General features: G+C 42.7%; 1 protein-coding gene. It reads left to right on the top strand.

Annotation, left to right across the window (positions count from 1 at the left end; translation table 11 throughout):
* Window positions 1-216 precede the first annotated feature (216 nt).
* On the top strand, window positions 217-562 hold a 346-nt coding region (locus NLX71_RS26405; RefSeq protein WP_375377981.1), incomplete at its 3' end, for a YheC/YheD family protein.

The raw sequence follows: 562 nt of genomic DNA, 5'->3' as shown, positions 1-562 counted from the left end.
CGCGTCGTAATCAGTTACGTATATGATCTCATGAATCCCGTCGTTTTTCTAGGTGTGGAGGATTTGACGCTTACCGTATAAACAAATTGTTGTCACCTCCCAGATACATTACAGTATGATCTATCTTGAGTTTAGGACCCGGGCAGGAGCCAATACCAAAAAGATTGCAGCCACATATTCTGTTTAAGGTTATGAACTCCGGAAGGGTGGATGTACATGGGAGGCTATGCGACTAAATATAATGTAAGCAAATCCTTGCTTCACAACGAGGAGCTTCGCGGATATGTTCCCGAGACAAGGTTGTATAGTAAGTCGGTTTTAAAGACAATGTTAGACAAGTACAACATGGTTTATGTCAAGCCTAATAGCGGAACAGGCGGCAAGGGTGTTATGAGGGTGGAAAAGCTGGGACAAGGTTGCTATAAATACCAACTGGAAACGTCAGCTAGAACCTTCAACTCCTTCGATGGTTTGATTCAATCCATTAGGGCGTGTCTGAAAACTCATCATAGTGGAACTACTTCAACAAAATCATGGCAGAAGCCAAAAAAGCAAAGCTCAA

The organism is Paenibacillus sp. MZ04-78.2 (assembly GCF_024213375.1).
Classification (GTDB): domain Bacteria; phylum Bacillota; class Bacilli; order Paenibacillales; family NBRC-103111; genus Paenibacillus_G.
This window is presented reverse-complemented; position numbering and strand designations above follow the sequence as displayed.